Below are 24,624 nucleotides of genomic sequence, written 5' to 3' on the forward strand. Positions count from 1 at the left end.
CCTCGATGCCGTCGCTGACGATCAGCGCCACTAGGAACTCGTTCCGCGCGCAGAGGCCCGGGCGCAACAACCAGCGAGCCGAGAGCCGAGGACGTAAACGCGGGGCCCGATCCCCTAGGCTCATTGGCGGGCGTGGGGCTGGAGTCTCGTGTCACCCGCCACCCCGCGCATCCCCGCTTCGCTCGCGGACCTCGCTGTGCCCGTCGACGAGCTTGCCCCGTACCACCGCAACCCACGCACGGGTGACGTCGACGCCATCGCTGAATCCCTGTCCACCAATGGGCAGTACCGCGCCGTCGTCGTCAACAAAGGCACGCTGACAGGCCGCCCCAACGAAGTCCTCGCCGGCAACCACACCCTGAAAGCCGCCAAGCACCTCGGCTGGGACGAGATCGCCGTTACCTGGCTCGATGTCGACGACAACGCAGCAGCGAAGATCGTCATCGTCGACAACCGCACGAACGACCTCGCCGGATACGACACTGCGCTCCTCGCCGACATCCTCACCGATCTTCCCGATCTTCAGGGCACCGGCTACGACCAGGAGCAGCTGGATCAGCTCCTGGACGACACTGCACTCCCTGCCCCGATCGAGCTGCCGAGTGACGGCGCCGGCACTGGTGCGGCAGCCACGGTGGACTACCTCCAGTGGGGCTACATGCAGTGGTCGTCCACCCGTGTGCGGATCACGCAAGCTGAGGTGGAACTGCTCGACGCCCTGTACAAGCAGTTCGTCGACGCGCATGACTCTGACATGGGCTTTGGATGGCACGTCCTCAACGAGGAGCACCGCGGCGCAGAGGGAGCTGTCGCGTGAGCTGCCTCGACGTACGGTTCGACCCCGCCTATCCGCTGAGCAAGCTGCGCCCCGCCGACTACAACCCGCGGCGTCTGTCCGAGGAGTCGTTCGTCCGACTCCAGGGGTCGCTACGCCGCCACGGCGTAGTGAAGCCGGTCATCTTGAACGCAGACGGGACATTGGTCGCAGGCCACCAGAGGACCAAGGGGCTGAAGGCGATCGGCGAGGCGACGACCCCGGCGATGATCCTGCCGCAGAAGGTCCGGCTGCAGGACGAGATCAAGTTCAACCTCCTGCACAACCGTGTGGAGACCGAATCGAGCGTCGTGTACGCCGAGCCGGGGCCGATCGGCCAGTGGTGCTGGATCCCGTGGCAGACCATCGAAGTCGAGGAGTCGAAGAACCTGCCGTTCCAGCAGGCGATCGGCTTCATGACCTCCGCCCACGGCCCGTGGGGCTCCGTCGTCATCGATGACCAGGGCCGCATCGTCCTCAACGCCGAGTACGCAGCCGTCGCCAAGACCCAACGCTTCGACGTCCTCGCCTGGACCGTCGCCTCCTTCGACGCCGGCCAACTCGTACAGGACCTCACGGGCGAGTACGGCGTCTACGACTGGACCGGTCTCGAAGAACAGGCCCCGGTGTGGAACCAGCACATCGTCCAGCCCAACCGGCTGCGCGAGCACTCCTCGAAGGCCAAGGCAGACAAGGTCCGTTACAAGAGTGAGGTGTGGGAGCGCCTCGTCCTGCCATGGTTGACGACATCGCATCGCGTAGTGGACTTCGGGGCCGGTCACGGGGACTACGCCCGGCATCTGCGGGCCAGCGGCTACCGGGTGCAGGACTATGAGCCGTACCGAACGATCAAGGGCAAGTACGCCCTCGACATCCGTACGATCGTCGGCCAGATCCGCGGCATCGAACGGGAGCTACGCGAGCGGGGTCTGTACGAGGTGGTCGTCCTTGACTCGGTCATCAACGCCACGACCTCACTGGACTACCAGCACTGGGTGCTGCTCACGGTGAATGCGCTCTGCTCGGCCGACGGGCAGGTGTGCATCGGCACCCGCAATCTCGACCGGGAGATGGCGTACGAGAACTCCGACCACTCCATCAGCCGTGACTCGACCCGCCTGTCCTTCCTCGACTCCAACAACGTGGACATGCGCTTCGTGCGCGGAAAGTGGCAGCGCATCCGCTACCACACACCCGAGTCCCTGCGAGGTCTGCTGTCCCGGTACTTCGAGGACGTACAGCTCAGCGACACCACCCGGGCGACCGTCAAGGCCGTGTGCCGCAAACCGCGCTCCATCCCTCTGGCCGAGTACGAGGAGGCTTTCAAGAACGAGTTCAACATGCCTTACCCCAACGAATTTCAACACAACAAACATGAGGGAATTTCAGCAATTCTGATAGAATTGACCAAGGATAGGAATTCCAAAATGGAGGAGTGAAGGAATGGTATCGGGGGCGGACCCACAAAGGGTCCGCGTTGAAATAGAAGCCAGCGCCAGCTACCGCATCATGTGGCTGGCCGGCATCCGTGAACTCGACCTCACGCAGCACTGCCTCAAGACCTTCGCCGACTGCGACAAGCCCCGGATCGACCGGCGGAAGCAGCACCAGACGCTCCGGCTTCCGGCAACGAATCCGCCGCCTGCCTGGTACCTCTGCGCCCTTCCGTTCCCATGGGACTGGCCTCGCAACGCGCATCTTGCGTTTGAGTATGCGCCGGGCGAGACCTGGGAGGGCGACGCCATGGTGCCCGATCTCACGGTGCGGCTGGCCAACGCGCGGCCCATCTTCGGCTGGGGTGAGCACTCCATCCCGGCCGACGCTCCGCTGCGTCGGTCGAGACTGCACCGGACCTGCCGAAACTGGCAGTTCGCCTGGTGGCTGCGGACTCATCGCGGAGTTCCCCAGGTCGAGTTCGTAGCCGCCGAACAACCGCCACGAGGGACCGAGCAACTGCCGCTCATGTAGCCCGGGGGCGGAGCCCGGGAGCACACGGGCTCCGCCCGCTGCTTGTGTTGATAGCGCCGGAACAGCGTCAGCCACGGGGGAATGCGGGTAGCGGTCACTCGGGGGGTGGCAAGTCACACCGGGCCGACCAACCAGTGCTGACGACCCCGCAGACGGCTGCGCGCGCTGGGCCGTTCAGTCGGTGGCTGGAGTGAAGCGGCCGCCAGTCAGCGGTGCCCGGCGGTCGGCATAGTGCGAACGGTGACGCTGGCCTGGCTGGGGCAAGCCAGAGGGCGGAGGGACCAGTGGAGAGCCACGTCCCGCCGATCGGGGCCACGGCCTGGGTAGCGGTGTCTTCGTCGGCCACGGTGATCCCACGGCGACGAGCCCCGGCTCGCTGAGGTGTTCTTCGGGAATCTTCATGGTCTGACAGAAGCCCTGGTTGGCTCAGAAGTCCGTCGCAGCCGTGAAGTCTCCCGGTCGTGGGACAGCGAGGTTCTCCCGGAGCTACCGGACCGGGTGTGCCTCATGCCCGCCTTGAGGAATCGTCATGTGAATGAAAGAGTCTTCCGCGGCGAAGTTGATCAACGGGGGGCGTGTTCTTCGTGGGTGTTGTGCTGCCGGGCTGGGCGGATGAGCTGCTCGACCTGATCGGTGTGTCGTGGCCGAATGTCGACGAGGACGACTACCGCGAGATGGCCAATGCCATGCGGGAGTTCGCCGACGACATCGATGAGGGCGCGAACGAGGCGCACACCGCCATCCAGAGTCTGGTGAGTTCGGGCGGCGGTTCACTGGCCGTGGAGGCGCTCAGCGCCCACTGGGGAAAGATCAACGGCCAGCACCTGAAGGGCCTCGCAGACTGCGGCCGTATGGCAGGCACCGCGATGGACGGTGTCGCGGTCCTCATCGAGGGCGCCAAGATCGCAGCCCTCGTCCAACTGGGCATCCTCGCCGCCGAGGTCATCGCCGCCCAGGCCGCAGCCCCCTTCACCCTCGGACTCTCCGAAGTCGGCGCGCTGGCCGCGACCCAGGCAACCCGCATGATCGTCAAACGCCTCTTCAAGGAGGTCTGCCAGCAGGTCGCCGAACAGGTCATCAGCATCGCCCTGACCCCCGTCGAGGAAGCCCTCGCCTCGATGGTCGGCGACCTCGTCGTCCAACTCGGCGCCAACGCCCTCGGCGTCCAGGACGGCGTCGACTTGGGCCAGACCGCCAAAGCCGGCAAGGACGGCTTCAACCAGGGCGTGCAGGACGCCAAGGACTCCGCCAAGTCGGCGGCCGAGAACCCCATGGAACTCCTCAGCGCCGGCGGCCGCCGAGGCGGCTCGGGCGGTAGCGGCGGATCCGGCAGCAGCAGCGGAGGCAGCAGCTCCGGCGGCGGTAGCGGATTCAGCTTCGACAAGGACGAACACGACAAGGTCGTCACCAGCCTGGAGAGCGCCGGCGGCACGTTCCGCAACAAGGCCGGCGGCAAGATCGGCAAGGCCAAGAGCCACCACGGGCGCACCCGCGGCAAGGACTTCATCGCCGACGCCGCCAACACGATGCTCGACAAGGTCATCGACGGCATCGAGAACGCGGTCAAGAAGACCGCCAAGCACCTCGACGACAACATGACCCGCGGCGTCAAGCAGATGGCCAAGAACCATCACGAGAACGACAAGGGCCTGGCCGACCACTTCAAAGGGCTTGGGAAGGACGGAAAGGGCGATCCCAAGTCCCCCAACGGCCGCGGCTCAGGCCCGGGTGGCACCGACGGCGGCAAGTCACCGAACTCGAAGGGGCCCCATTCCAAGGGGCCCTCGAAGAGCGAGGCTGCTAAGGAGGCGGACGCCGACCACCCCCACGACAAGACCCGCAAGGACGACAGCAAGGAAACGGAGGGCACCGACCCGGTCGATCTGGCCACGGGCAAGGTGTTCCTGTCCCAGACTGACATCACGCTACCCGGCACGCTGCCGCTGGTCTTCACCCGTAAATACGAGTCGTCAACCCGCATTGGACGACATGTAGGGCCGTCATGGTCCTCCATCATCGACCAGCACCTGGAAATCGACGCCGACGAGGTCGTCTTCGTCACCGAGACGGGGATGCTGCTGCGCTACGCCATCCCGGAGACCGGCGAGCAGGTGCTGCCGAAGAACGGCCCACGCTGGCCCCTGACGCGTACCGAACAGGGCGACTGGGCTGTCCGCGAACCGGAGACGGGCCAGACCCACTACTTCACTGACGCTCTGCACGCCCCCGGCATCGCCCTGCCCGATGAGATCACTGACCGCAACGGGCACCGGATCACCTTCGACTACGCCGACGAGACCGGAATCCCGTACGCGATCCGCCACAGCGCCGGCTACGAACTCAAGCTCACCTGCGACGAACAGGGCCGCCTCAGCGCCCTCCACCTGGCCGGCGCCGCCGACGACGGCTCGGACCAACTGATCCGCTCCTACGGCCACGACGAGGACGGCAACCTCACCACCGTCACCAACTCCGCCGGCGCCGTGACCCGGTTCGAGTACGACACCGAACACCGCATGACCGCCTGGGTCGACTCCAACGACTCCCGCTACGAGTACACCTACGACCACCGCCACCGCTGCACCACCCAGTGCGGCGCCGAGTGGCACCTGGAGAATCGGTTCACCTACGGCGAGGTCGACCCGGAGACCGGCCACCGCGTCACGACGCACACCAACGGAGAGGGCGCCAGCACCCGGTACCTCATCAACGACCGTCTCCAGGTCATCGCGATTACTGACCCGTTGGGGAACACCACCCGCACCACCTACGACGCACACGACCGGCCCCTGCAAGTCACCGACCCGCTCGGTGCCACCACACACCTCGCCTACGACGAGGCCGGACACCTCGTCTCCGTCATCCGCCCGGACGGCTCCACCAGCACCGCCACCTACACCGATCTCGGCCTGCCTGCTGAGATCGCCGGCCCGGACGGACAAATTTTCCGCCAGGAGTACGACGGCAAGGGCAACCGGACCGCCGTCACCGACCCCACCGGCCACGCCACCCACTTCACCTACGACGAACTCGGCCACCTCACCTCGGTCACCGACCCGCTGGGAAATGCCACCCACATCGAGTGCGACGCGACGGGACTGCCCCTAGCCGTTACCGACCCGCTCGGTGCCATCACGCGCTTCCGGCGGGACAAGTTTGGCCGTGCCATATCCGTGACCGATCCGCTGGGCAACACGACCCACTTCCGATGGACTGCCGAAGGCCACCTTGTGAGCCGCCTGCACCCGGATGCCACGGAGGAGTCCTGGACCTATGACGGCGAGGGCAACTGCACGGCACACACAGACCGTCTGGGCCGCGTTACCACGTTCGAGTACGGCCATTTCGACCAGCTGAAGGCGCGGACCGGCCCAGATGGGGCACGCCACGAGTTCATTCACGACACCGAACTCCGGCTCATGAAGGTGATGAACCCTCAAGGCCTGACCTGGCGCTATGAGTACGACGAGGCCGGGCGTCTGATCTCTGAGACGGACTTCGACAACCACACCCAGGAATACACCCATGATGCAGCAGGGCGGTTGATCTCCCGCACCACCGCGCTCGGCCACACCATCCGCTTCCAATACGACGGACTCGGCCGAACCCTAGTCAAGGACATCGGTGGTGACCTCACCACCTTCACCTATGACCCTGCTGGGCGGCCGACTCGAATCACCGGGCCGGACAGTGAAATCGTCTACACTCGCGACGACTCCGGAAGAGTCCTCGCCGAGACGGTGAACGGCCGTACCACCACCTTCGACTACGACGTCCTGGGCCGCCGCATTTCCCGCACCACCCCCACCGGCGCGGTCAGCACCTGGACATACGACGCTGCGGGGCGACAGTCCGGCCTGGACGCCGGAGGCCGCAGCATTGCCTTCACCCACGATGCTCTCGGCCAGGAACTGTCCCGCACCCTCGGCGACATCACGTTCGCTCACACCCACGACACCCTCGGCCGTCTCACCGCCCAGCACGTCACCTCAGCCGCTGAAACCATCCAGCACCGCACCTACACCTACCGCGCGGACGGTTACCTCACCGGGATCGACGACCACCTCAACGGTGCCCGCCGCTTCGCACTCGACACCATCGGCCGGGTCACTAACGTCTCCGCCCACAAATGGACCGAGACCTATGCCTACGACACGGCTGGCAACCAGACGCACGCAACCTGGCCCAGCCGTCACCTGGCTCCCGAAGCCAGGGGCGAACGCACCTACACCGGCACCCGCATCTACCGCGCAGGCACTGTCCGCTACGAATACGACGCGGCCGGCCGGACCACGTCGCGCCGCAAGACCCGCCTGTCGCGAAAGCCCGACACGTGGCGCTATACCTGGGACGCTGAAGACCGCCTGATTTCTTGTACCGGTCCGGACGGCACCCTCTGGCGCTACACCTATGATCCCCTTGGACGGCGCACCGCCAAGCTACGCATGACCGAGGACGGGCAGCGCATCGCCGAGCAGGTGGACTTCACCTGGGATGGCACCACTCTGTGCGAGCAGACCACCCTCGTCCACGGATGCGCAACCCAAGCGACCATCACCTGGGACCACCGGAGGCTGACTCCTCTGGTGCAGCGCGAACGCCGCACAACAGTCCACGCTCCGCAACATGAGGTGGACCAGCGATTCTTCGCCATCGTCACCGATCTCATCGGTACGCCCACCGAACTTCTCGACGAGACCGGTGCCATCGCTGCCCGGACCCGTACCACCCTCTGGGGCGCGACGAGCTGGAGCACAGGCGCCACCGCCTACACCCCACTTCGATTTCCCGGACAGTATTTCGACCCTGAGACCGAACTCCACTACAACTACTTCCGTACCTATGACCCCGAAACCGCCCGCTACACCACTCCCGACCCCCTCGGACTCACCCCGGCACCCAACCCCACCACCTACGTCCACAATCCTCACACCTGGACGGACCCCCTCGGGCTCGCGCCATACCCTGGACGGGCGACGGTGCGCTGGGATCAGGACATGAACCACGCCACCATCCAAGTAGAAGGAAACGGCAGGTTCCTGGAGACCGAACAGATCATCAGGGGCTGGGACGGAACAGGGAGCCCAAACGGTCTTCCCACAACGGGTGCAGGCGCTCAACGCCTCGGGCCGAACGTGATAGAGCGCACCTTCGATGTACCTGACGTGACAGCTGCGCTTGAGGCCCAATTGAAGACACTCAACGCAGACCTCGGCCCCTACGACCTCAGGCATAACAGTTGCGTCACCTACTGCGTGGATATATTGAGAGCTGGCGGAGTGGATATACCGGCAGGTGCACGAGGAATGATCACACTTAAACGGATGCTGAATTAGGAGACGCAATGCAGGGAAATGAAGAACACTATAATGCTGTTCTTGCCGATATCATTCTGAGCGAAAAAGTCGGAGTTGGGCACGTTCGACTGGTTGGTGACCTTATCTCAGTGAATGCACAACTCAGCATGGCCACACAGGGGAACGGCGGCCTACCGCTTGAGCAGCATGCGGACATGGTTGAGGCTATGTTGGATCTGGAGGACGCATATCACCGTGCCTGGGAGGAAGTCACCGCTGCTCCCAGCTTCGAGGAACGAGTTCCCAAACTGGGAGAGCTGGAACGCGCGCTGAGAAACGCTGTAGAGGGAACGATTGAAATCGCCCGAAGGTATCAAATCTCAGCCGAGCGGCCGCACCTCGACTGAGCCAGTACGGGAGATTTTCCAGAATCGTATTGTCTCCCGTGAACCAGAGGCGAGCCTCGTGTTCCGACCTGCGGCTTTCGATTTGTTTCCAATCCCGATGCGCGAAGCCCTTAGCGCCTATTTCTGAATCCCTGGCAGGTCTAAGCTCGGCGGATGGCCTTGGAATGGGAGCAGGTACCGAATTGAGACTCGTGTTGTCGATCGATCGGTCGGTACTGGCAAGGTCCGCTCGCTCGGCTGCTGTTGCCCGGTCCTGGGCCGGGCCGGGCAAGCTTCGAAGTCTGAGCTGCTGATCCAGGAGCACGTTCATTGGGCTGAAGCCTGCGGCTTGGTAGAACGCACGAGCGCCCTCGTTGAAGTACCAGACGTGGCCAGCCACCGGGGGTCATTTCAGTTGCCGGCGCTGTTTGTTCTGGCCGATCCTGTCCACTTCGCGAGCGAGGAGGACGACGTGGGTTTGACCCTGTTCCCGGGAGACGGAGACACCAGCAGTCCGGACGTCGCCTGGTCCTGCACCGGATTCAGTGCCTTCCGGGAACGGCTCGCGCGGGCCGAGGGGTTTGTCCTCTCCGAGATGCGGGGATTCGGGGGCGGCCGTCCGTGGAGTCAGGTCTCCACCGCTCTGGAACCGCTCCTCGATCACCCGGACGTCGGTGGTGACGACCTCTCGACTGCCGAGTGCGCTGCGATGCTGCCCCGCCTGGAAGCGATCACCGGTCAATGGCAGAAGGAGCCCGACGAACCGCTCCTCCAGCAGCACATCGAGGACGCCCAACAGCTGACGGTCGTCCTGCGCCTCTGTATTGACGAGGGCGTCGAACTCATCTTCCTCTGACGTTGGAGTGCTCAGTCGACCGAACCCCCACCACAGCCGCAGTTAAGCGGGACAGCCCTTATTAGACAAGACACGGGCTTTCGATTTGTGACCCTTCGGATCGGAGGGTCAGATGGTCCGCAGATGTGCTCCCGTGAGTGGCAACTTGGATAATTTCGCCGCTGGGCAATGACTGAAAGTGGGAGTCGCTGTGCCGCACGTTGTGGAGGCCGGCTCTGCCTTCTTGGGCTCCAAGTGCATGGCCTGAAAGTCGACCCAGATCAGGCAACCCTGGGTTGTGAGTCGAGGACTGCTCCAACGCATCGAACGAATCAGGATTGTCGTCCTGGCCCGGCGCAGGCGTGGCATCGCTGGTTGTCGTGGTGGTGCATTGTTCGCCGTTCAAGAGGAGCGACAGCAGGACGATGGCGGCCTGACTGTTGAGTGTTTGAGAAGCCTGCTCGAGGCGGTGTGCGCGTGCGACGGGCATGGACAGGGCCACGCAGCCAGCGGATGAAGTTGTGCTGATCGGTACAGCGGCACATACGGTCCCAACGGCGTACTCCTGCAAGTCCAGTACCGGCTGGGCGAGGGGTTGACCGTCCAGTGCGGTGAACAGAACCCTCTGATTCGTGATGGTCCGTGAGGTGAGGCGGGCGGTCTTGTGACGGGTGATGTGGTCCATGCGATCGCCATAGTCCAGCTGCGCCAGGAGGCATTTCCCCACGGCGCTGGCGTGGGCTGCCGAGCGGAAGTCCACCCACTCGTTGACCTTCGGCGTGCGAGGCCCGTCGGCGTACTGCGTGATGTCGACCTCACCGTCCTTATAGCGGCTGACGTAGACCGCAGCTCCAACGTTGTCGCGAAGCATGGAGAGAGTGCGCTGTAGTTGGGCGCTTCCGCCGCCGTCAGTGGAGCCGAGTAGATCTAGGGCCGGCCCAGTGGTGTAAACGCTGTCGGTGACCTGGGCGATGAGTCCAACCCGGCACAGTGTGGCGAGAACGCGAGCCAGTACCTGGTAGGGGAGGTTTGTTTCGCGGGTGATCTGTGTACTGCTCACACCTCCGGAATGGCGGCTAATGGTCTCCAGGACACGAAGGGCTCGGTGAACGGATTCCATGCGGGCGGACGGGCGATGTGTGTCTTGTGCTTGCCGTGCAGCTTGGGTGACAGCCGGGGCACGCAGAGCATGTGCGGACCATGGGTCGTGCACGTTCGAGGCTGGGGCGGTGGCAGACTGCGGCGGTGTTTGCCGACCCGCTGGCGGTAGGCGAGTGGCACGAGCGGTGCCTACCGCCTGGCGGATCTCTTCGAAAAATTCAGCATCCTGCGGCTCGTAGCGTTGGTCACTAGATGCCACGTCTGCTGAGGGCCCGTCTTCGCCCGTGGCGGGGCAATTGACTTTGCCGACGTACACCATGAGCCGCTGTGCGTCGCTGTGTCCCCACTGAGCGGCGTCGACGAGCATGTGGACAGCTGCCAGGAAGGCGTGTGTCTTCCCAGCCCCCGTTGGCAGGCTCACACGAACAGGGGCGCGGCGCAGAAACACCACGGCGGAACGGAAGGCAGCCCCGGGGTGCTGGTAGGTACGGGCATGGCTGAACCACCGCATGGCCAAGTCGAGTTCGCTTCGGCGGAGAGCTTTCGTGCCCAGTCGGTAGGCTGAGTTAGCGTCCCTACGTTGCTCAGCCTCCTCTGGGCTGAGAGCCGACGTGTCTGCGTCACCCAGGGAGCCCCAGTTCCCGTCTGGTCGGTCCCAGAAGTCTGTTGGGCCCTTGAGTGCTGCAAGGAGAGCATCGAGGGATTCGTACCCATCGATTCGGCTGTCTCCCGTGTTGTTGCCCGTCACATCACTCACTTCGTCGCCCTCCCGCGCGGTTTCTCCTTCACATGCCTAGGCCGGATATGGCGTCGGACGTCCTCCATAGCTTGGAGTTCGGCTACCCCCCGGTTCCGTTGAACGGCGACCTGCCCCTTGGGCACGTCGAGGTGCGCGGCGATCGCGTCGTCTTCTAATCCCTGGCTCTGCAGATCCAATACTCGTTGACGCTGCGTCGGTCGCATCACGGCGATTGCGGGTCTGACTACCTCGCGCAACTCTGCCAGCGTCGCTTCCTCTGCGTTCTGCGGCTCACCGGCCTGGTCTTGGATTCCGCAGAGTCTGTCCTCGTCTGTGGGCTCTTCAACGCTTCTCCGGACAGCGTCGATGGCCAGCCGCCGGGCTGTCTGCCACAGGTAGGGGTACGAGTCCATTCCCGGTTTAAGGCGGCCTTGCCGGCATGCCTCTGCCGTGCGCAGAAAAGCTTCCTGGGCTAGATCATCGGCCGATGCGGCGAGAGTTGGGAATCTCTTCTTAATCCGGCAGGCGGTCTGGTGTATGTGTGTCGCATAGTTCTTGAGGAGTTCCTTGCCTTGCTCGCCGTTGAAGCTCAGAGTGGCCTCGTCCGCGGAGCCAGTCACCACAACCCGTGATCTTTCTGTTTCTGGTCGCTGTCTGATTGGGGGGAAGCGGCCCGCCATGCCGACAGCGTGCTGCCGTCCCGGCCCCGGTACTGCACCAGCACACCCGGCGGTAGGTTGTGGAGGATCTCCCTGACTGCCGTGGGACTGCAGCACTGCGTTTCAGGACTCGTTCGGCTTTGGAGACTGTGGCGCTGCCTAGCAGCGCGGAGGCGTCGCCACAGAGCGCGCATCAACCGTGCAAGGTTGACCCCGGCTGGGATACATCCCGCTATCTCCAAAGGCGTCATGTGGCCGCTCCCCCGTTCTCCCGATGGATGGCGCTGATGCGCCCTCACCCCACATACGCCCGAGGACGCTTCTGGATTAACACGAGGGCACAACAGGTTTTCAACTTGCCCCATATAGACCCGTTTAGCGGGGAATATGTAGGCGCGCGGCCGTTACGCAAGGCGCAACGGTCCACGCGCACGCCCCCACCGGGGCATCCACCTCGTCCGCCTGCGGGACTGACGATTGAGTCATGGATCACAGAGGTAGGGCGCGGGACCAAAGGGTTGCGCTCATGGCCGCCCCGATCACACCATTCGGTCCGCCATTACCCAGCCTCACACTGACGCCATTGCCCGACGTCTGGCCAGGTGGACTGACCGACGATCAGCCGCAGTTCGCCGCCAAACCGGCACTATCTCGTAGTGGGATCGGCCTCCCAGGCGATGCGCGGGGCCAGAGCCGGCTGGCCAACTATCGACCCACGTCAAAGATTGAGTCCCCATGAAGCCTCAGGAGGCGACCGGCACCTGCGGGAGGAGATGACCGAGAAGGTGCTGCCGCAACAGTTGGCCCACGGTTTCCCCACAGCCTCCCGGCGCCACATGGTCCTCGCCGTGGGTCGCCGCGTAGGTGCCCAGTTCCCGGCAGGCTGCACAGCCCGGGGCCGGTGCCGGGGCCTCGGCCTCTGCATGCGCGGCCGCAAGGTGCAGCCCGAACAGAGCCTGAGCACTCTCCTGCTCGACTCTGCTCAACGGACCGGTGGCCCCTTCCACGCTGCGCCAGCTCAACCCAAAGCCGATGCACGTCGTGCAGTACCTGATGGCCATTCCAGCGCACCTCCAGTCACTCCCGCTTGCCGCTCATCGTCCAGGATGCCGGTCACCCTGCGGCGAGATTGGTCAAATCATTGAGACAGAGCAGACGTCACATTCACCCCTGCGTGTGCTGCAACACGATTCGAACATATGATGGAATCTCTGAGTGATGCCTTACTCCTTCCCCGACGACCTCCTGCAAGCCCAGCGCGCTTGGTACACCGCGTACCGGCAGCTCGCCACGACGGAGAACCCCGCGCAGACCACGGTCCTGCGACGCACGCTGCAGCGACTGTCCGTACAGATCACCACCCACCCATACTGGGCGAGCATCCCGGGCCGCGCGCCAGCTGCCCGTATGGCGCTGAAGCAGCAGGCGTGGGAGCCAGAAGAGGCCAGGTCATGACCGTCGGTTACATAGCCCACCCCCAGGTACGGATCGCACGAGCGATCCGTGAGCTGACCGATAGCGCCGGCTATCCGCCGTCTATACGGGAGATCGCGGACGAGGTCCGGCTGAGTGCTTCGACGGTGATCTATCACCTGCAGGCAATGAAGCGTCAGGGGATCGTCACCCACACCCCGGGCCACAGTCGCTCGTATCAAGTCCTGGAGTAGGGCGAAGATCGGGCCGGCCGTGCGGCCAGCAGTGATGCTCGCCAGTTCGGCCAGCTGACCAGCCCTTTGCGTCAGGGATCATGGTGAGGAGGCGCGGGGCCAAGGAGTTGTGTCATGGGCCGCCCCAACCGGGCAACTCGGGCTGCCATCACCCAGCGCCGCGCCGATGCGATCGATCTGAAGCTAGCCGGGGTGGACTGGCTGACGATCGGCCGCAAGCTCGCCGCTGATCCGGCCATCAACTCCGACGGCATGGCCTACCCCCAGGGGTACGGCATCGACAAGTACAAGCGCGGCCAAGAGCCCCCCAGCGACAAACGGCTCATCGAACTCGCCTGCAAGGACGTCTCCAAGGCCCTCGCCGAACGCACCACCGCTCTCGATGACAGCGCCGACGAACTGCGGCAGCTCATGGTCGAGCGACTGGAGCGACTCTTCTTCGGCGTCTACCGGGCCGCGATCCGCAACGGCGACTACCAGGCTGTCGACCGCGCGGTGCGGATCATCGAGCGGAGCAGCCGCCTCCTCGGGCTGGACCGGCCCGTCCGTACGGAGCTGTCCGGTCCCGACGGTGGGGCGGTGCAGGTCGAGACCGCGGGCTTGGAGGAGCTGGAGCGGCTGATCAGCCTCGCCGGAGGCGATGCGGGCGAGGGTGGCCAGGGCTGACGAGGCCGCGGTCCTCCAGCTCTACCGGTCGCTTCCCGCGCAGCGCCGCCGTGAGATAGCCGCAGCCTCCACCCCCGAACTGCGCGCTCAGCTCGTGCGCATCGAGCGCGAGCTGGCGATGGACCGCTCCCCCGGCGCGATGGCGTCCATCCTCACGGACGGCCGGGAGATGGAGGCCCCACACCTAGGGCTGATCGACGCTGCCTTCGAACAAGTCGCCGCGGGGAAGCCGACCAAGCTCCTTCTGACGATGCCTCCCCGGCACGGCAAGAGCCGTCGCGCCGCCCGCTGGGCGCCACTCTGGTATCTGCGGCGTCGCCCGGAGCACCGGGTGATGATCGCCTCCTACTCCTCCGACCTCGCCGACGATCACGGCCGGTGGATCCGGGACGCGATCCTCAACTACAGCCCGCAGATCGGCATCAGCCTGCGGCCAGGCTCCAGCGCAGCGAATCGCTTCGACCTGGCCGGCACCGAGGGCGGCGCCGTCATGGCCGGTGTCGGCGGCGGCCTCACCGGCAAGGGCGCACACCTGGCCGTGGTGGACGACCCGATCAAGGACGCCGCCGAAGCCTCCTCACCGACCATGCGCAAGCGGCTGTGGGAGTGGTGGCAGGCCGTCCTGCTGACCCGCATCGAGCCCGGCGGTTCAGTCATCTTGATCCAGACCCGCTGGGACGAGGACGACCTCGCCGGCCGAGTCCTCGCGGACGAGGGCGACCGGTGGACGGTCATCGACCTGCCCGCCCTCGCCCTCTCCGAAGACGACGCCCTCGGTCGCCCGATCGGGACGGCTCTGTGGCCGGAGCGGTACGACTCCGACGCGCTCGCCGAGATCCGCCGCTCCGTGGGCGAACGCGTCTGGTGGTCCCTCTACATGCAGCAGCCGCGCCCGCAGGATGGCGGCGTATGGCAGTGGCCCTGGATCACCAACAACCGCATCAGCGCAGCCCAGTTCCGCGGCATCGACCTTGCACGGATCGTAGTCGCCGTCGACCCGGCGGGCGGGGAGTCCGCTGTCGGTGACGAGACCGGCGTCGTGGCGGCCGCATCAGATCGCGACGGGCACCTGTACGTCCTCGACGATCGCTCCGGCAATCGCGGCGCCGACGCCTGGGGCCGCGAGACGTGCCTCCTTGCGATCGAGCTACGCGCGGACGCCATCGTGGTCGAAGCGAACTACGGCGGCGACATGAGCCGCCAGATCCTCCACCAGGCATGGCAGGAACTCCAGCGCGAGAAGCGCACCGAGAACATGTTGATGCCCGCGGTGCTGTCCGTCACCGCCAAGCACGGCAAGAGGCTAAGGGCTGAGCCGATCGCACAGCTCTACGAGCAGGGACGCATCCACCACGTTGGCGAATGGCCCGCGCTGGAACAGCAGATGGTGACATGGGTCGCCGGCATGGACAGCCCGGACCGGATGGACGCAGCCGTGCACGCGTTGACGCAACTCGCCGACCCACAGCGTGCATCGACTGGAACGACGGCGTACAGCGACGGCCGTCTTACCGGACGTCGGTGAGGCAGGCTCTCGTACCTCTGTTCTGCCAGAACCGGTAGCAACGGATCCAGGGCCCCTCATAGGGTGATCAGCCGATAACAACCAAGATGCCTTCCCCGGGGGACCCTAGTGACGCTTGACAGTGATCGTGATCAGACTCGGGCACCTTCCCCACCCACTCCAGGCGGAAGCGGTCCAGTGCAACCACGTTGGGCCTGGTGGGTGGTGGGCATCATCATTCCGGTCATCGGCATTCTCGTGACGCTGCTCGTTAGCGGGCGGGACGCCCCAGCAGACGAGTCCCGTACCACCGACAGCGCACCCACCGGATCCCCCACGGCCAAGAGCGACGAGGAGACAAGCACTGCCGAGACCTCCAAGATCATGTTCGGGCCGGAGACGATCGAGGCCCGTACGAGCGCGTACGGCCAAGACATTGAGCTGGACGCATCGAAGCCTCTAATAGAGGAGTCGATCAAGGGTGCAGACTTGAACATGATCTCGGCTGCAGATGGCACGGCTGCCACCGCGAAGCTCCTCGGGCCACTAGCCGCTCACAACCTGGCTCCGCTGCCCTCTTCGTCCTCGCAGGCCACAGAAGCAGAATGCGCCAAATCCCTTCAGAAGAACGCCACCATGCAAGTCGATGGGCTGGTGAAGGGGCGACGCCTTTGTGTGCAGACAGATGAGGGACGTATCGCCTACGTCCGAGTTGTATCCGCTCCATCCGGGGCCCACGCGATCAAGATCGCCGTTACGGTCTGGGACCTGCCCTCGTAGCCAGCGTGGCAGCCCGGACAGCAATGATGCAGTCGCACACACGTTGACGCAGCCCGCCGCCTTTCAGTAGACAACGCATGCCACCGCCACAGGCGATGGCCACTTCACCGGGCGTCGGTGGTCTGGAGGCCCCCGATCGCCGGTCACATCGGCATGCGGTGATCCGGGCCGATGGGCTTGTCCAGGGTCGCACGCACTTCGCCTCCCACGCACCTACGCTGAGAGTCGGCGCGGGGCTGACGATTAGGACCGTCCCCCGTGGGCCTACGCCATTTCCTCACCGATGCCTGGTCGTGGCTGAACTACAAGCCCGCGATGGCCTCCACCTTCGACGGACGCCCGCATCGGGCGCTTGCTCCGGATCTGCACGCCTCCTGGCTGCCGGACGATTCCGTACGCCGACTCGCCGCCTACAAGTTGCTGTCGGCCTACGACTCCAATCAGGCCGGAGAGCTGGCGGCTCTCACCGGTAACGAAGCTGCTGCCGAGCGAAGGGAGTTCGGTGATCCCGCCACCTTCGTGGATACCGCGCTCGCGCACCTGCTGGGGAAGTCACAGCAGATCATCGTGCCCGGCGCCGAGCACGCAGGCGACGACGATGCGACGCCCGAGGCAACGGCTGCGGCCGAGGCGCAGCAGCGGTTGCGGGACTGGGCGGAGGCAGAGCTGCTGCCGCTTCGGATGCAGTCTGCCGAGCGGAAGGCTGTGCTCCTCGGCGATGGGCTGTACCTGCTGGCCTGGGACCCGGAGAAACGCCGCGTTCGACTCAAGACCTACGACCCGGGGTTCTATTTTCCCGTCCTCGAGGACGATGCCGATCCGGGGGACTATCCCCGCCGTATCCATCTGGGCTGGGAGATACCCGAGGACCTCAAGCGTGGGCTGAAGCCGAGGGTCCGCCGTATCACATACGAACTGGGGCCCGTGGTTCCAGCTACCCGTAGCAGTACGGACGGGACTGGACAGGCGGGGCGGCGTCCGATCGTGGGCGATAGCGGCGACCACGTTCTCGAGGTCGGCGACCGGTACGTACCGGCGTCGGATCACATCGAGCGCACCTACCCGTGGGCTCCCGACCGGCCGTCGAAGGTCACGTGCTATCTCACCGACGCCGAATGGTTCCTCGACGACTTGCGCCACGGGCAGAGCCTTGACGATCTTCCACTGGACAAGGCGCACTTCCGAACTCGCCCCGACGGTGAAGTCCTTCATCGGCTCGATCTGCAGCTCGACTTCATCCCGCTCGTCCACATCAGCAACACCGTCGCCGACGGCGAGCACTTTGGGCAGTCCAGCCTGGCGAAGGTCATGCAGGCCCTGGACGAGCTGGCCGAGACAGACACCGACTCCGCCCGGGCATCCGCGACTACCGGCGCGCCGATCATCGGCCTCGCCGGTGCCCGTGCCGAGGTCGACCGTGTCACCGGCCGTCCGAAACCGCTCACGGTAGAGCCGGGCACGATCTTCCAACTCACTGACGGCGGCAGGATGGACGTCCTCGACACATCCGGACAGCTCGCCGAACTGCGGGCCCGAGTGGAGGAGATCCGTGATCGGGCGGCGGTCAACGCCCGTCTGCCTGCCGTAAGTCTGGGCACCGTCGACCCGTCCGATGTGCCGAGCGGCTACGCGCTCCAGCTGTCACTGGGACCGCTGGATTCGCTTGTGGACTCCATGCGCCTGGCCCGTGCCCACAAGTACGCACTGTTGCTTAAGATGGTGCAGCGCATCCACCAGGCCGGCCAGGCCGAAGGCTGGCCCGCAGGCCAGCCGATGGCAGCTCGGATCGTGTTCGGCCCTCACACCCCGACCGACCGGACAGCGATCCTCGACGAGGTCGTCAAGGGCGTTTCTGCTGGGGTGTTGTCCCTGGAGACTGGGATCCGCATGCTGCAAGACGCGGGCTATCCGATCGAGGACGCGCGCGAAGAAGTACAGCGCATTCTCACTCGACAAGAGGGTGCTCGGACGCCGCGCCGGGTAATCCCTGGCGTGCAAGCGAGCGAAGAGGAGAGGCAGGTGGCCTGACCGGTACCACGGCTACTGTCCGGACACGGCGTAGTGCTTCTCCGCCTTGACCGAGACGATCTCCAGGGTGAAGTCCTTGCCGGTCGGGCTGTCGATGTACGTCTCTGACTCCGCGCCCGTCTCTCCAGTCTCGTCATCCATGAGGTCCGGGTCCCACTCCTTTCGCGAGATCTCGTACCGGCCAAGCCCTTTGGTATCCGGCTCCACGCCTTGGATCTTCACGGTGTTGTTGTGAGGCTTCACGATTTTGCCCGCAAGCAGCACCCTGAAGACCACGGTGTAGTCCCGGGTTTTGTCAGAGTCATTGAAAGCCGTGAGCGCAATGTGCGGGGTGTACGCGCGGTCGCCGTAGTTCGGGATGTTCGCCGATGATTCGTCGACCGACAGGTAGGAAATCTGGATGCGGCTGGGGCCGTCCAGCGGGGCGGTTGTGGTCTCCGAGTAGGTCAGCGAGCGGTCCCACTCCTCTGCCGAAGCCCCAGACGACAGCAGCCACCATGTGCCTCCGGCTGCTGCTGCGACAACTGCTCCCGCTGCCGCTATCAGTTGTGTCCGGCGACGCGACCGCTCTGCACTCATGTAACCCCCTGGATCCCGGACACGATAATACTGATCGGACTTCGAGCTCGTGGTGTCTCGACTTCGACACATGGCCTGGGCCAGGGCATGTTCTTGACGTCCGTAGACTCGATCATGGCGCGGGGCCGTCGTGGGAGTAGCACCACTTGATGACTCGCAGCCTGCCCGCTCCGCGTACCGTGCTCGGCTACCGCCGTGACGGCCGACCCATCTTTCCCGTGCTCGGCGCGTCACCGGACGATCCATCGAACAACGACGAAGCCACCGTCAGCCTCAGCCAGAAGCAGCTGAGCACGCTTATGGCGCGGGAGAAGGATCAAGGCGGCCGGGCTGCGATCCGTGGCCTGGTGGACAAGCTGGGCTTCTCTAACAGCTCAGCACTGGAGGAGTTCGTAACCGGTGCTCGCCAGGCTGAACAAGAACAGCTCACTGCAGCGCAGCGGCGGGAGCAGGCTCTCACTGAGAGGGAACAGGCAACCCTCGCTCGCGAAGCCGCCGCGATCGCACGGGAGCACGAAGCAGCGCGCCGGACTGTGTTGGTAGGAGCGGGGGCGATGGGCCACGACCTGGAAGACGCGGCTGCTCTGTTGCGCGCACCGGATGATGCTGATGAAGGTGCGCTTGAGGAGGCGGTCCGAGAGCTCAAGGGCCGTCGTCCTGAGCTGTTCGCCGAGCGAACTACTGCCAGCCCGGCTGCACCTGGTGGTGCCCCGGCTTCTGTCCCTCCATCTCGGCCGGCCAGCATCGATCGCCGTCCGGGAGCTGCGGGCCTGGATATGGCGCGCCGCCGAGGCTTGCTGCCGCCAGCCTGACATCCACCATGAGCACCGGTCTCAGCATGGCGCCCACGTCACGTAGGCAAGCCAGTTGAGAGCGGCGATGTCGCCTCCGGAAAGGCACGGAGGTGACATCGCGGTGGACGTAGAAGTCATCGTCCTCGATCCTTACCCAAGCACTGACCTTTCGGCCCTTCAGGGCACGCGCTCGTCGTGCCCTCTGGAGTTGTCAACGCCACCTGCATGGGTTGCAGGCTCGGCGATGGTCAGCGCGTGGTGTGCGGTTCGCCCCACGTCGGTGGGGAGGACTCGGCCTCCGCGAGGATGGCCTCCGCCTCCGCCGGATCACCCCCACGCTGGTGGGAGACATCCTCTCTGCCTGGAGGTGCCCTGGGCGCCCCGGATCACCCCCACGCCGGTGGGGAGAACGAGTCTGGGATCACCGCAGCCGCGGAAGAGAGCGGATCACCCCCACATCGGTGGGGACAACCAGGACCCAGGCCGGCTGCAGGGGGTCTGTGACGGATCACCCCCACGCCGGTGGGGAGAACGGCACGCAGCAGCCACTCGCGCCACGCGCTGGCGGATCACCCCCACGCCGGTGGGGAGCACTGCCGGAAGCACGCGACCACCAGAGCCGGGGACGGATCACCCCCACGCCGGTGGGGAGGACTCGGAAAGCGACCACGCCGCCTTGCCGACCTGCGGATCACCCTCACGCTGGTGGGGAGGACGCGACGGTCACGTTCCTCAGCTGCCGGGCTTGCGGATCACCCTCACGCTGGTGGGAGGACCATGCGACGCACCCCCCTTGTTACTTGAGTGTCGGATCACCCCCACGCTGGTGGGGAGCACTTGGCGCGCAGGTTCACCGCCTTGGCATGCAGCGGATCACCCCCTCGCCGGTGGGGAGAACGAGCTGTCGGCGGCACTGTCGTCTCCGTCGATCGGATCACCCCCACGCCGGTGGGGAGAACCGGTAGGTGGCGCCGATCCCTGCGGTCTTGATCGGAACACCCCCACGCCGGTGGGGACAACACGGGCTGGGCCGCCGTGTACGCCTCCGGGACCGGATCACCCTCACGTCGGTGGGGAGGACTGCTGGGTGGATGCCTGGTCCATGCCGGGGTCCGGATCACCCCCACGCCGGTGGGGAGAACCCTGAACGGGTCGGCTGCCGGTTACCCGATTGCGGATCACCCCCACGTCGGTGGGGAGAACGGCGTTTCCCCTCCGTGCCCGAGCTGCGCGAACGGATCACCCCCACGCCGGTGGGGAGAACTAGATCTCGCCGTCCAAACGCGCCCAGATCACCGGATCACCCCCACGCCGGTGGGGAGAACTTCCCGCACAGCACCCCCAAGGACACGCTCGCCGGATCACCCCCACGCCGGAGGGGAGAACGAAAACCCCGCCGACGCCGGACGGTTCTACGTCGGAACACCCCCACGCCGGTGGGGAGGACTCCGGAGATGGGGCCCTGGGCCGGTCGCTGTTCGGATCACCCCCATGCCGGTGGGGAGGACCAGCGCCTCGCCGCCCACGGTGAGCGCATCACCGGATCACCCCCACGCCGGTGGGGAGCACCCGTACTGGTGCGGCTTGAACTTCGGCACGGTCGGATCACCCCCACGCCGGTGGGGAGCACACAAGAGGCAGGCGTCGGACTTGTTGGCGTGCCGGATCACTCCCACGCCGGTGGGGAGCACGCGGACTCCGGGTCGACCGGGTTCGGCGCGAACGGATCACCCCCACGCCGGTGGGGAGCGCCAGACCATGGGCGGAGAGCCCAACCTGGTCGGCGGATCACCCCCACGCTGGTGGGGAGGACTGTCTGTACCTCGACGGGCGTTTCTCGGGGGCCGGATCACCCCCACGCTGGTGGGGAGGACTGGGACGGCCGGATGTACCACCCGCGCGAGGACGGATCACCCCCACGCCGGTGGGGAGCACGCCTGGATCCGCTCGATGGCCTCTCCCAAGACCGGATCACCCCCACGCCGGTGGGGAGCACAAGAGCGCGCTAGTCGTCTTGCCCACTCCGGGCGGATCACGCCCACGCTGGTGGGGAGGACTTGCCGGACCCCTTGGCGTCCCGGACGCGAACCGGATCACCCCCACGCTGGTGGGGAGAACGACGTGCGCGCCAACCTCCAAGCCAGCGTGTGCGGATCACCCCCACGCTGGTGGGGAGAACCCGTTGAGGCGCCGCGCCTGATCCGTCATCACCGGATCACCCCCACGCTGGTGGGGAGAACGCTTTCCGTCCCCGTTCCCGTCGATTCCGCTGCGGATCACCCCCACGCTGGTGGGGAGAACGCGGACGCCTGCCCGACCTCGTTGCCCAGCACCGGATCACCCCCACGCTGGTGGGGAGAACCCGGCAGGCACCGTCCGCGAGTCATTGGCGCGCGGATCACCCCCACGCTGGTGGGGAGAACAGCGCCTGCCCTCCTGGCCCGTCGTCGTGCGACGGATCACCCCCACGCTGGTGGGGAGAACCGTGTATCGCGGCGGCCAGCAAGACCACTGTCCGGATCACCCCCACGCTGGTGGGGAGAACTCCGTGAGGTTGAGCGTCTGGGCGGCAAGGGTCGGATCACCCCCACGCTGGTGGGGAGAACGAAGGCATGTCAGACGACGGGGAGCTGATCAACGGATCACCCCCACGCTGGTGGGGAGAACGCCTCGGACCCGGCGGTGCAGACGGTCAACGGCGGATCACCCCCACGCTGGTGGGGAGAACCTGGCAGAGGCGCACGACCGGCACGACCGCGCCGGATCACCCCCACGCTGGTGGGGAGAACCCATCGAGGCTCCCCAAGACCTCGCAGCACTCCGGATCACCCCCACGCTGGTGGGGAGAACGAGACGGAAGAGCCGGTCAAGGCGTTCCGCGGCGGATCACCCCCACGCTGGTGGGGAGAACCCGCCCAGGTTCGGACCCGCCTCTTCCTCCGGCGGATCACCCCCACGCTGGTGGGGAGAACGGCTTACGGGTGTTGGCCAGGTTCTGCATGATCGGATCACCCCCACGCTGGTGGGGAGAACCTGGTTTTTGCGGGCCACGGTGGCGTCCCCGTCGGATCACCCCCACGCTGGTGGGGAGAACTCGGTGTACTGGGAAGTGGTGATCCCAACCCACGGATCACCCCCACGCTGGTGGGGAGAACCCCAAGGGCGCCAACGGCGCCGGGGCCAAGAACGGATCACCCCCACGCTGGTGGGGAGAACCGAAACTGGGTCGGACGCTCCGACCAGCCCTGCGGATCACCCCCACGCTGGTGGGGAGAACGTCCTGGTCCTCAAGCCCGGCGCCGGCCGCTTCGGATCACCCCCACGCTGGTGGGGAGAACGGCTTCGCGGGTGGAGTCGAAGTGGAAGCCGACGGATCACCCCCACGCTGGTGGGGAGAACGATCCGGCTGAAGCCGTTTTCTGGCGCAAGTCCGGATCACCCCCACGCTGGTGGGGAGAACAGCCCTCTGGCCGTGGCGGCCAGTGCCCTCGGCGGATCACCCCCACGCTGGTGGGGAGAACCAAGAGAACTGACGCCCGCGACGCAGCGAGGGCGGATCACCCCCACGCTGGTGGGGAGAACCTGAGCACCGGCGACATCAACGACCGCGCCAACGGATCACCCCCACGCTGGTGGGGAGAACGCCGGTCTCCTCGGCCTCTCCCCGGCCCGGACCGGATCACCCCCACGCTGGTGGGGAGAACTGCGGCTGCCGCTCCAGCGCGTCGAGTACGTGCGGATCACCCCCACGCTGGTGGGGAGAACGGCACTTGCAGGCCGAGCGCAAAGCGACGCGTCGGATCACCCCCACGCTGGTGGGGAGAACTGGTTGCTCGCTGGCCGCGCGACCTGGCGCATCGGATCACCCCCACGCTGGTGGGGAGAACTGGTACTGCACGGCGCGCTCGGACAGCCCAAGCGGATCACCCCCACGCTGGTGGGGAGAACGCTGCGAAGGCCGTCGGCCGAAGTCCCCGGACCGGATCACCCCCACGCTGGTGGGGAGAACCTCCCGCGATGACCCGGGTGTCGCGGTGCGGGCGGATCACCCCCACGCTGGTGGGGAGAACTCACGCCATAAGGGGTGCCCATACGGACACCCCGGATCACCCCCACGCTGGTGGGGAGAACATTTCCGCCTGATGATGGATGGCCGCCCACGCCGGATCACCCCCACGCTGGTGGGGAGAACGCCGCGCTCTTCGGCATCGCGGCCGCGTCCACCGGATCACCCCCACGCTGGTGGGGAGAACTTTCACGGCCGGGCGGTTATTCGGTTACTTGACGGATCACCCCCACGCTGGTGGGGAGAACTTCGAGCTGGGGGACTTGCCGCCCGAGGGCGACGGATCACCCCCACGCTGGTGGGGAGAACTCGCCGGAGGCCGGCGCGGAGTTGGAGCGGACCGGATCACCCCCACGCTGGTGGGGAGAACGTACCCGTCCAGGCCCCGGAGCCGGAGCCGTTCGGATCACCCCCACGCTGGTGGGGAGAACTCGATCGCCTCGGCCAGCTCGCGGAACGACATCGGATCACCCCCACGCTGGTGGGGAGAACGCACCACCGCATTAATGACCGACACGGGCCAACGGATCACCCCCACGCTGGTGGGGAGAACTCATCGCGTTCCTGGCTCTGGATCTGGTGCTCCGGATCACCCCCACGCTGGTGGGGAGAACGGGGCAGTTCGTAATGCATGAGCTACGACGGTCGGATCACCCCCACGCTGGTGGGGAGAACCAGGACCGGCGCGAGCCAAAAAGTAACGCGGGCGGATCACCCCCACGCTGGTGGGGAGAACGAGAC

The 24,624-nt window shown here is 65.9% G+C and carries 16 protein-coding genes, 1 pseudogene and 1 CRISPR repeat array (1 of these 18 running past the window's edge); of the genes and pseudogenes, 13 read left to right on the forward strand and 4 right to left on the reverse strand.

Annotation, left to right across the window (positions count from 1 at the left end):
- Nucleotides 1-148 precede the first annotated feature (148 nt).
- The 6 genes from AB0I10_RS12020 (at nt 149) to AB0I10_RS12045 (ending at nt 9,321) form a co-directional block, all read left to right on the forward strand.
- Nucleotides 149-817, forward strand: coding sequence for a ParB/RepB/Spo0J family partition protein (locus AB0I10_RS12020; protein ID WP_363152284.1), 669 nt, complete (start codon nt 149-151; stop codon nt 815-817).
- Complete coding sequence (locus AB0I10_RS12025) at nt 814-2,253, forward strand: ParB N-terminal domain-containing protein (protein WP_363152285.1); 1,440 nt, start codon at nt 814-816, stop codon at nt 2,251-2,253. The genes AB0I10_RS12020 and AB0I10_RS12025 overlap by 4 nt, the downstream gene beginning before the upstream one ends.
- Before the next feature lie 4 nt (nt 2,254-2,257).
- Nucleotides 2,258-2,782, forward strand: coding sequence for a hypothetical protein (locus AB0I10_RS12030; RefSeq protein WP_363152286.1), 525 nt, complete (start codon nt 2,258-2,260; stop codon nt 2,780-2,782).
- A 584-nt stretch (nt 2,783-3,366) separates the two neighbouring features.
- A complete protein-coding gene (locus AB0I10_RS12035; RefSeq protein ID WP_363152287.1) occupies nt 3,367-8,118 on the forward strand; it encodes a DUF6531 domain-containing protein in 4,752 nt (1,583 codons plus the stop codon).
- Nucleotides 8,119-8,126: 8 nt separating this feature from the next.
- Nucleotides 8,127-8,486 carry a hypothetical protein gene (locus AB0I10_RS12040; RefSeq protein ID WP_363152288.1) on the forward strand — a complete coding sequence of 120 codons (360 nt, stop codon included), beginning with the start codon at nt 8,127-8,129 and terminating at the stop codon, nt 8,484-8,486.
- A 451-nt stretch (nt 8,487-8,937) separates the two neighbouring features.
- Nucleotides 8,938-9,321, forward strand: coding sequence for a hypothetical protein (locus tag AB0I10_RS12045; RefSeq protein WP_363152289.1), 384 nt, complete (start codon nt 8,938-8,940; stop codon nt 9,319-9,321).
- Nucleotides 9,322-9,703: 382 nt separating this feature from the next.
- Here the strand turns inward: AB0I10_RS12045 and AB0I10_RS12050 are convergent.
- From AB0I10_RS12050 to AB0I10_RS12060, 3 genes and pseudogenes are all read right to left on the reverse strand, one after another.
- Nucleotides 9,704-10,420 (reverse strand): annotated as a pseudogene (locus AB0I10_RS12050) (IclR family transcriptional regulator C-terminal domain-containing protein); the annotation flags it as partial.
- Between the two features lie 734 nt (nt 10,421-11,154).
- A complete protein-coding gene (locus AB0I10_RS12055) occupies nt 11,155-11,763 on the reverse strand; it encodes a sigma-70 family RNA polymerase sigma factor (protein WP_363152290.1) in 609 nt (202 codons plus the stop codon).
- 779 nt (nt 11,764-12,542) lie between these two features.
- The gene (locus AB0I10_RS12060; protein WP_363152291.1) at nt 12,543-12,785 is read right to left on the reverse strand and encodes a hypothetical protein; all 243 of its coding nucleotides are present in this window, start codon (nt 12,783-12,785) and stop codon (nt 12,543-12,545) included.
- 229 nt (nt 12,786-13,014) lie between these two features.
- Between AB0I10_RS12060 and AB0I10_RS12065 the strand changes: the two genes are divergently transcribed.
- The 6 genes from AB0I10_RS12065 to AB0I10_RS12090 all read left to right on the forward strand — a co-directional run bounded on the left by AB0I10_RS12065 (nt 13,015) and on the right by AB0I10_RS12090 (nt 18,444).
- Complete coding sequence (locus AB0I10_RS12065; RefSeq protein WP_363152292.1) at nt 13,015-13,254, forward strand: hypothetical protein; 240 nt, start codon at nt 13,015-13,017, stop codon at nt 13,252-13,254.
- Nucleotides 13,251-13,466: a winged helix-turn-helix transcriptional regulator gene (locus AB0I10_RS12070; protein ID WP_363152293.1), complete on the forward strand. Its 216-nt coding sequence runs from the start codon at nt 13,251-13,253 to the stop codon at nt 13,464-13,466. Before AB0I10_RS12065 ends, AB0I10_RS12070 begins: the two co-directional genes overlap by 4 nt.
- Nucleotides 13,467-13,580: 114 nt before the next feature.
- Nucleotides 13,581-14,132, forward strand: a complete 552-nt coding sequence (locus AB0I10_RS12075) for a hypothetical protein (RefSeq protein ID WP_363152294.1) — start codon at nt 13,581-13,583, stop codon at nt 14,130-14,132.
- Nucleotides 14,119-15,657, forward strand: coding sequence for a terminase family protein (locus AB0I10_RS12080; protein WP_363152295.1), 1,539 nt, complete (start codon nt 14,119-14,121; stop codon nt 15,655-15,657). The genes AB0I10_RS12075 and AB0I10_RS12080 overlap by 14 nt, the downstream gene beginning before the upstream one ends.
- Before the next feature lie 204 nt (nt 15,658-15,861).
- Nucleotides 15,862-16,416, forward strand: a complete 555-nt coding sequence (locus AB0I10_RS12085) for a hypothetical protein (protein ID WP_363152296.1) — start codon at nt 15,862-15,864, stop codon at nt 16,414-16,416.
- Between the two features lie 258 nt (nt 16,417-16,674).
- Nucleotides 16,675-18,444, forward strand: a complete 1,770-nt coding sequence (locus tag AB0I10_RS12090) for a hypothetical protein (protein ID WP_363152297.1) — start codon at nt 16,675-16,677, stop codon at nt 18,442-18,444.
- Between the two features lie 12 nt (nt 18,445-18,456).
- Here AB0I10_RS12090 and AB0I10_RS12095 read toward each other — a convergent pair whose 3' ends face one another.
- Nucleotides 18,457-19,023 (reverse strand): hypothetical protein, encoded by a 567-nt coding sequence (locus AB0I10_RS12095; protein WP_363152298.1) that lies wholly within the window; start codon nt 19,021-19,023, stop codon nt 18,457-18,459.
- A gap of 149 nt (nt 19,024-19,172) precedes the next feature.
- Here AB0I10_RS12095 and AB0I10_RS12100 point away from each other — a divergent pair, with 149 nt between their 5' ends.
- Nucleotides 19,173-19,835: a hypothetical protein gene (locus tag AB0I10_RS12100; protein ID WP_363152299.1), complete on the forward strand. Its 663-nt coding sequence runs from the start codon at nt 19,173-19,175 to the stop codon at nt 19,833-19,835.
- A gap of 245 nt (nt 19,836-20,080) precedes the next feature.
- Nucleotides 20,081-24,624: a CRISPR direct-repeat array (repeat unit 25 nt; unit sequence CGGATCACCCCCACGCTGGTGGGGA) (it continues 910 nt past the right edge of the window).

This window comes from Streptomyces sp. NPDC050636 (assembly GCF_040654775.1).
Lineage (GTDB): Bacteria > Actinomycetota > Actinomycetes > Streptomycetales > Streptomycetaceae > Streptomyces.

Bases quoted from the DNA above. Each gene is read 5' to 3' on its own strand.
- AB0I10_RS12030 (WP_363152286.1), top strand. From the start codon at position 2,258: ATGGTATCGGGGGCGGACCCACAAAGGGTCCGCGTTGAAATAGAAGCC.
- AB0I10_RS12100 (WP_363152299.1), top strand. From the start codon at position 19,173: ATGACTCGCAGCCTGCCCGCTCCGCGTACCGTGCTCGGCTACCGCCGT.
- AB0I10_RS12075 (WP_363152294.1), top strand. From the start codon at position 13,581: ATGGGCCGCCCCAACCGGGCAACTCGGGCTGCCATCACCCAGCGCCGC.
- AB0I10_RS12040 (WP_363152288.1), top strand. From the start codon at position 8,127: ATGCAGGGAAATGAAGAACACTATAATGCTGTTCTTGCCGATATCATT.
- AB0I10_RS12095 (WP_363152298.1), bottom strand. From the start codon at position 19,023: ATGAGTGCAGAGCGGTCGCGTCGCCGGACACAACTGATAGCGGCAGCG.
- AB0I10_RS12070 (WP_363152293.1), top strand. From the start codon at position 13,251: ATGACCGTCGGTTACATAGCCCACCCCCAGGTACGGATCGCACGAGCG.